This window comes from Deltaproteobacteria bacterium (assembly GCA_011375175.1).
Lineage (GTDB): Bacteria > Desulfobacterota > GWC2-55-46 > GWC2-55-46 > DRME01 > DRME01.
Genome location: DRME01000035.1, coordinates 1 through 7,172, shown reverse-complemented (window position 1 = coordinate 7,172; position 7,172 = coordinate 1). Strand labels below are relative to the sequence as shown.

The window sequence follows — 7,172 nt, the reverse complement described above, 5'->3', positions numbered from 1 at the left end:
GGCTATGACCAGCTTACAAACGTTCCGCTCTGGCCGTGGCCCTACGAAGACCAGATTAAAAAAGACTTTTCGGCCTCCAACGTTCCGCCGCTCGGGGCCTATCCTCCCACAAACGACACGAAGAGGGGCTTCTGCGCGCCCGGAACGGGTCTTTACGGAGGTCCCATAACCCTCACCTCCTATATCTGGGAATACCTCGGCAATCCCTGTCCCGCCGACATCTGCACCAAGACCGTGCCCAACGCCCCCCTCCTCCTGGACGTACAGTAGAAGGCAGATACCCTGCGTTCCGGCCGCGCTCCGCGGCACCGCGGCAAGGCGGCCGGAACGTCACCCGCGCTCCGTCAGATAGGTCCTCAGGCTCGAAGGGTCGCCGTCCTCGCCGGCCTCGGCCGCCTTTATGATGTTGTACATCTCCCAGGCGCTCACATAGTGGAGCCTGAACCGCTCGCCGTCGTTGTAGCCATCCTCCATGCACCGGTACAGGGAGGCGAGCCCGCCGCCATCGAGGAGCATCTCCATGTTGTCTTCCTGGCAGCCGTGGGTGTGGACCTTCACGAATATCCACCGTGGCCTGCCCCTCACATGTATGTTGCACTCCACCCAGAGCCGCGCCCTGCGCGGCGCGGGCGGGTTGTCGAAGCTCAGGTCCCCGTTCTCTATCCTCGGCGCAAGGCCCCACTTGCGACGCCGCCAGTCGAGGGTGAGCGGCCCCTGCACTATCATGAGGTCTCCCGACGGGGCCAGCCCCGCCTCCACGTCCACGCCGCGGTCGTGGGACTTGGGTCTTCCCGGAATGTCCCTTGCGTAGTAGATGCTGTTGATCTTCGATGTCTGTGTCTCGCTCGGCGCCGACGGCAGGGTGAAGTCGGCGTAACAGCCCGTCTCCCGCAGGACGACGAGCTCGTTGTCGACGCCGCACCACCTGCCGTCGCGTCTGGAGTTGCACAGCGCCCAGTTGCCGTGGATGAAGCCGTAGAGGAGATCGCCGTCGTTGCCGCGCCGCAGGAGACCGTGGCGCTCATGGAGCGTCGACTTGAAACGAAGTAGCTTTTCACGCAGTTCCTCGGCGCTGTCGCCGTCGTGGTGGAGGTGTATCTCCACATCCACGAATCCCCCGTCCCTGAGCCCGGCGAGCATGTCCATTATGGCGCCGTCATACTCCTCCTCGGGATAGAAGCAGGTATGCCTCGGCCGGTTTCCCGCCGAGTCCGCGAAGCGGGAGGCCACGGCCGGATACTCCCTGACCCACCTCTCCACGCGGCGTCGCGCCGTGGAGGCCGAAGCGCCGTTCCAGTAGGGCTCGTAGTGGTCCACCACGGCCAGCATGACGTGGACCGGCCCCTCACGGGGCGGCCTCTTCGCAGCCAGCCCCTTGAGGTAGGGCACGGCCCAGATGTGGATATTCTTCCTCCTCGCAAGAAGGCAGACGACGGCGCAGCCGAGAAGTGCGGGGACCAAGAAAGCGGCGGCCAGTTCCACCTCTCAGCCCCCCGCGGCGCGCTCGATTACGGAGAGAAGCCTTTCGGCGATACCCTGCCAGGTGAAGTTGGCAGCCGTCTCGGCGTAGCCCCGCTCGGCGCGGAGAGAGGCCCGCGACGGATCCGACAGTATCTCCTCGACACGCCCGGCGAGCTCCTCTGCGCTGTCGGCGTAAAAGAGGAAGTCCCTGTCTATGTGGCGGAGCTCGTCGAGCCTGGTGCTGATTACGGGCTTTTTCATGGCCAGGTATTCGAAGAGCTTTATGGGACAGGCGTTGTGCGAGATGGGTATCTTCCTGAAGACGTTGAGGCAGATGTCCATCGCGTCGATGTAGGAGAAGACCTTTGCATGAGGCACCCCGCCGGTGAGGACCACGTTCTCAAGTCCCCGGCCCCGCACCTCGGCCGAGACCCGCTCCCACTCGCGCCCCGTCCCCACCATCAGGAACGTACAGTGCGGCAGCCTCGATGCGGCGCCGAGTATGACGTCGAAGTCTATGAAGTATTCGAAGGCACCGAGGAAGCCGACCACCGGTCTTGCAAGCCCCAGGTCGAGCCTTTCCAGGCCGGCCTCGATCTTCTTCAGGTCCACGCCGTTGGGGATGACCTCGACGTTGCCGTCGATCTTGGCGGCCAGCATGTGGGAGACGGCGAGCACTATGTCCGACTCCCTCACCATCCTGTCGAGAAGCCGGCTGCCGGCCCCGAGCAGGAGGGGGTTACTGAGCGCGCCGAGCTCGTGGGCGAGCATCTCCATGTAGTCGTCGGCATAGTCGAATATCTTTACCCCCTTTTCGATACGCAGAAAAGGGTACTGCGGGATGTTGTAGAGGAGCACGGCGTCGAACCCGCCGGATGCGGCGAGTCTCTTCGCCATGCGGAAGGAGGCGAGCGAGCAGACACCTTTCTTTACGAGCTTGTTCAGCGGCATCTCGCGCTCCCAGAAAAAGCGGTTCACCTCCACGTCCAGCAGCGTAATGTTGGGGTGGAGCTCCACGTCAATCTCCTGGAAGTTGGTCTCCATGGAGCGCAGCGGCGGCGGCTGGAGTATGAGTATCTCGTGGCCCATCTCGGCCATGCAGTTTAGCAGCGAGTGGTAGCGCGTCCAGTTGACGGCCTTCCAGCGGCCCATGTAGGGAAAGAGTATCTTCATCGAAGGCGACTCCCCACGGTTTGCCGGGCCGAAAGTCTCTCGGCCAGTATGCTCACTATCCTGCCGGCCGCCCTGCCGTCGCCGTAGGGGTTTCGGGCCCCGGCCATGGAGGCGTAATAGTCCTCGTCACCGAGGAGCCTTGCTACTTCATCGACGATCAGGGCCTTGTCCGTGCCCACGAGCCTGGCCGTTCCGGCCTCCACCCCCTCGGGCCGCTCCGTGTTCTCCCGCAGCACGAGCACCGGCTTGCCAAGCGACGGCGCTTCCTCCTGTATGCCGCCCGAGTCGGTGAGTATGACGGAGCATCGGTTCATGAGGTGCACGAAGGTATGGTAGTCCAGCGGTTCGAGGAGAAAGACGTTCTCCACATCCTTGAGCAGGGCGAAGGCCTCGCGCCTCACGTTGGGGTTGAGGTGGACCGGAAAAATGACGGAGACGTCGGGAAACATGGAGGCGATCTCCGCCACGGCCTCCATTGTGTTGCGCATGGGGCGTCCGAAACTCTCGCGGCGGTGGGTGGTGACGAGGATGAACCTCCCCTCGGTCCTCGCGGAGACCTCCGGTCCCAGCGCCTCTTCGAGGTTGCACTCCCTCTTGTCTATGAGCCACAGGAGGGCGTCTATGGCCGTGTTGCCGGTGACGTATACATCCTCGGGCGCCACGTTCTCGGCCAGCAGGTTCTCCCTCGCCCTCTCGGTGGGGGCGAAATGGAGGGTCGCTATGGAGGTCGTTATCTTCCTGTTCATCTCCTCCGGGAAGGGCGAGTACCTGTTGCCGGTCCTGAGGCCCGCCTCGACGTGTCCGACCGGAATCTTCAGGTAGAAGGCCGCAAGCGCCCCTATGAAAGTCGTCGTCGTGTCCCCCTGGACGAGCACGCAGTCCGGGCGGTTCTCCTTGAAGAGCCGTCCAAGTCCCTCGAGGGCCCGCACGCTTATGTCGAAGAGGTCCTGGCCGGGACGCATGATGTTGAGGTCGTGGTCGGGCTCGATGTCGAATATCTCGAGGGGCTGATCCAGCATCTCGCGGTGCTGGGACGTGACGGTCACCATGGTCTCGAAGCCCTCGCTCCGGCGAAGCTCCCATATTACGGGGGCGAGCTTCACGGCCTCCGGCCTCGTGCCGAAGACGGTCGCTATCCTCAAGGGGCGCCGCGTCATCGCTCGATCACCCTGTAGGCCCTCTTGATATACTCATCGTAGGTGCATACCATGATGTCGTCGTCGACGAGCATCTCCAGCATCGCCTCGAAACCGCTCAGTTTCCTCACATCGAGGGGATCGATATAGATGTTGAGGTACGAGCCCGTGGCCCTGCCCATGGCCAGGAGCGTCCTGAACAGCTCCATGTAGCTCTCCGGCCCGCGGTGCTTTATGCGGTGCAGAAGCCGCGGCGTGTTGAGCGAGTGCCACGTGTCGAAGACCGTGAACGGATGGGAGGGACAGGTGCTCAGGGGAAACTCGATTATGCCGTGGTCCGCCCGGAAGGGCATGCCGAAGGAGGTCGTGTTCGTGAGCCACGTCGACGAGGAGTAGGCGTAGCCGAGCTCCGCCAGTATCCCGTATATCTCCGGAGTGAAGAGGTTCTTGAAGTGGGGGATGCGGCAGCCAGAGGGCTCGCAGCCGAGCACGCGCGCGCAGACCTCGTGGCAGCGCTCTATCTCCTCTCTCTTCTCGTCCTTGGAGATATAGCGGAACTTGCGCCCCGGGTTCAGCAGCTCGTTGTCGGGATGCGAGTACGTGTGGTTTATTATCTCGTGGCCGTGATCGACTATCTGCTTGTGCTCGTCGGGATATTTCTCTATCCAGTGGCCCACGCAGGCGAAACTCGTCTTGAACGGCCATCTGTCGAGCATCTTGAGAAGCGGCGGTATGGCCTCCACGTCTTCCGGGTAGTCGCAGTCGAAGGAGACGGTCATACAGGCCCTGCCGTCGAACCAGGACTTGTCGGCGTTGTTTGCATAGAGGGCCTTCATGAAGCGCTCCGGCATGGTGAAGGTCACCGCCCCTGCAACAACAAGACTGTTGTTGCGCGCTATCCAGTTCATAATACGTGGGGTTATCTTCATCTCCCTGCGGTTATCCTTTCGTAGAGGTCCACTATCTTCCTCGAGTTGCCGAGCCATGTATGTTCGGTGAGCACGTGTCTCCTGGCGCGCTCGCCCATTGTCCGGCGAAGCTCCCTGTCCCGGTAGAGCGTCTCCAGCGCCTCGAGCAGCGATGCGTCGCTTCCGGGCCGGAAGAGCAAGCCCTCCACGCCGCTCGTGAAACTCTCCCTCAGGTTCTCCAGGTCAGGGGCCACCACCGGCCTGGCCATGGACATGTACTCGAAGACCTTCATGGGCGAGCAGTACTCGTTCGAGTCGGGAAGCACGGCTATGTCGAAGGCCGCGATATAGGGCGGCAGGTCGTCATGGAGCACGTTGCCCGCGAAGCACACCCTGTTCGCAACTCCGAGCCGCTCGGCATGCCGCCTGAGCCCCTCTCTTTCGGGACCGTCTCCCACGAGCAGCAGAGACGCCTCGGGACAGTCGTCGAGAAGGCGCTTGAAGACGTCGAGCAGGAAGTCGAGGCCGTGCCACCTGTAAAAGCCACCGACGTAGCCTATGACGAACGAGCCGCCGAGACCGTGGCGCTCCCTCACCGGCCCGCCCGGGACCTCGGGGGTGAAGACATCGGGGTCGGCTGCGTTGGTGAGAAGGATTATCCTATCCTCGTCCACGCCGAGCTCGATAAGGTGTCTTCTGAGCCAGCCGGAGACGACGGTGAAGCCGTCTGCTCTCCTCAGGACGCGGCGGTCCAGGGCGTGGGCCAGGGGTTTGAGCAGGGCGCTTCGCCTGCGGGCAAGGGGCGTGTAGGACGTGTAGTTGATCTCCATTATGATGGGCACGTCGAAACGGCGGGCGTTGGAGACGCCCGACCAGTTGAATATGGCGTAACGCTCGAAGATGAGATCGTATGTCCCTGCCGAGAGCATGGACGCCATGCGCCTTGCGGCGTTGAAGTTGTAGGCCATCTCCATGGCCTCGAAGGCTATCTCGGGCAGACTGCGGCTCAGGGTCCTGACAAGGCCCGACTTCGTGCCGCTCTGCGAGGCCGCGCCACCCACCGTCACACCGGGAGGCGAGAGGACCTCCACCACATGGCCCAGTCTCTCGAGACCCTTTATGATTTCACGTATATGGACACCCTCAACACCCCTTCCCTGCGTGCGATGATGGTAAAGTATCCGCATTTACAACTCCATGTGTCCATACATCTGTCCATAATGGCAGTCATCATTGCAATCTCTGGACTCGACCCTCTTCCCCATTAACGACCATTGGAAACCAGCGCGCCGGCTCTTGCCTTTATCTTTTCAACGACATTGTGCCACGTATACTTACTCCTCAGCTTCTCTTGTCCGGCCATCCCGAAGTCCCGCACAAGGCTTTCGTCTTTCAAAATGGTGATAATCCTCTCAGCAAGAGCCTTAGGGTCTCCTGCCTCCACAACGAAACCGGTCTGTCCGTCATCGATTATCTCCGGCATGGCACAGCGTGTGCTGCCGATGCAGGGAAGCATGAAGTGCATCGCTTCCAGGAAGACAATACCAAAAGGCTCATAAAAGGACGGCAAGACAAAGACCGACGCCGCCATATAAAAGTCCGCCAGCTTCTTGATCCCCTCAGGACTATTGGGGTTGACAAAACCTACAACTTCTATTCCTTCCTCATCAATGTCTATATCGGCCCCAACCAAGAGAAGCCTCGCATCCTTGACTTCTTTCCTGACGGTCCGAAAGGCCTCTACAACGGTTTCGCCTCCTTTACGCTCGAACTCTTTCCCGATAAAGAGTATGGTTCTCATGTCATACTCCCGCTCTTTTATATCGGGAAGGTTCTCCAGATTTATACCTGCGCCGACCGGTACGACCTTTTCTTCGGGGACACCGAAGCCCTTGACAAAAGACTCGACGAGCCACTCGCCGAAGGTGAATATGATATGGCAGTTGTCATATACCGATTTTTCATTCTCGAATACCTCTGCGTACCTTCTCCCGGAGAGCAAGGATGCATGTGAATATTTACCACCATGATAAGAGGCGTATATGTTGCCATCACAGAAGCAGAAACAGGGCTTGTCACTGTAGGCAGGCAGCGAGAAAGTCGCCCCTATCTGAAAGAGGCTGTTGAAGTCGCCGTGATAGCTCTTGATAAGGCCTTCAGCTTTACGGCTGCGCCTGTCAAAGGCGCTCCTGCTGAGATTGTACTGCTGGCGCCACTTTTTCTTGTTGAAAGAGAAGAACGGCAGGGCACACAGAATCTTTTCAATGCCTTCCAAGTCCGTATTGAAGACATCTGCGAGTATATCTTGCTTGTTCATGGTGGAGAACAGCTGGAAATTGGAGCCTGAAAAGGACTTCTTGTCAAAGGGATCGCCTATCGTGAAAGCCAAAAGCTTGAGCATGGCCCTGTCTCCTTCCGTATTCTCCAGGCTTTAAAGCCGCTGAAGCTCATTTATACCCCAAGGCTTATCAGCCGTCTACCGAGTAGAGCGACT

Annotated in this window: 6 protein-coding genes; all 6 read right to left on the bottom strand. The window is 60.3% G+C overall.

Annotation, left to right across the window (positions count from 1 at the left end):
• Positions 1-330: 330 nt before the first annotated feature.
• Positions 331-1,482 carry a hypothetical protein gene (locus ENJ37_02435; GenBank protein ID HHL39341.1) on the bottom strand — a complete coding sequence of 384 codons (1,152 nt, stop codon included), beginning with the start codon at positions 1,480-1,482 and terminating at the stop codon, positions 331-333.
• Between the two features lie 3 nt (positions 1,483-1,485).
• Positions 1,486-2,634, bottom strand: coding sequence for a glycosyltransferase (locus ENJ37_02430; GenBank protein ID HHL39340.1), 1,149 nt, complete (start codon positions 2,632-2,634; stop codon positions 1,486-1,488).
• A complete protein-coding gene (locus tag ENJ37_02425) occupies positions 2,631-3,791 on the bottom strand; it encodes a UDP-N-acetylglucosamine 2-epimerase (non-hydrolyzing) (protein HHL39339.1) in 1,161 nt (386 codons plus the stop codon). Before ENJ37_02425 ends, ENJ37_02430 begins: the two co-directional genes overlap by 4 nt.
• Positions 3,788-4,756: a hypothetical protein gene (locus ENJ37_02420; protein ID HHL39338.1), complete on the bottom strand. Its 969-nt coding sequence runs from the start codon at positions 4,754-4,756 to the stop codon at positions 3,788-3,790. The genes ENJ37_02425 and ENJ37_02420 overlap by 4 nt, the downstream gene beginning before the upstream one ends.
• Positions 4,696-5,865 (bottom strand): glycosyltransferase family 1 protein, encoded by a 1,170-nt coding sequence (locus ENJ37_02415; protein HHL39337.1) that lies wholly within the window; start codon positions 5,863-5,865, stop codon positions 4,696-4,698. The genes ENJ37_02420 and ENJ37_02415 overlap by 61 nt, the downstream gene beginning before the upstream one ends.
• Before the next feature lie 77 nt (positions 5,866-5,942).
• Positions 5,943-7,079 carry a glycosyltransferase family 1 protein gene (locus ENJ37_02410; GenBank protein HHL39336.1) on the bottom strand — a complete coding sequence of 379 codons (1,137 nt, stop codon included), beginning with the start codon at positions 7,077-7,079 and terminating at the stop codon, positions 5,943-5,945.
• Positions 7,080-7,172 lie beyond the last annotated feature (93 nt).

Excerpts from the sequence above, each read along its gene's own strand:
- ENJ37_02410 (HHL39336.1), bottom strand. The coding sequence starts at position 7,079 with ATGCTCAAGCTTTTGGCTTTCACGATAGGCGATCCCTTTGACAAGAAG.
- ENJ37_02420 (HHL39338.1), bottom strand. The coding sequence starts at position 4,756 with ATGGCTCGGCAACTCGAGGAAGATAGTGGACCTCTACGAAAGGATAAC.
- ENJ37_02415 (HHL39337.1), bottom strand. The coding sequence starts at position 5,865 with ATGCGGATACTTTACCATCATCGCACGCAGGGAAGGGGTGTTGAGGGT.
- ENJ37_02430 (HHL39340.1), bottom strand. The coding sequence starts at position 2,634 with ATGAAGATACTCTTTCCCTACATGGGCCGCTGGAAGGCCGTCAACTGG.
- ENJ37_02425 (HHL39339.1), bottom strand. The coding sequence starts at position 3,791 with ATGACGCGGCGCCCCTTGAGGATAGCGACCGTCTTCGGCACGAGGCCG.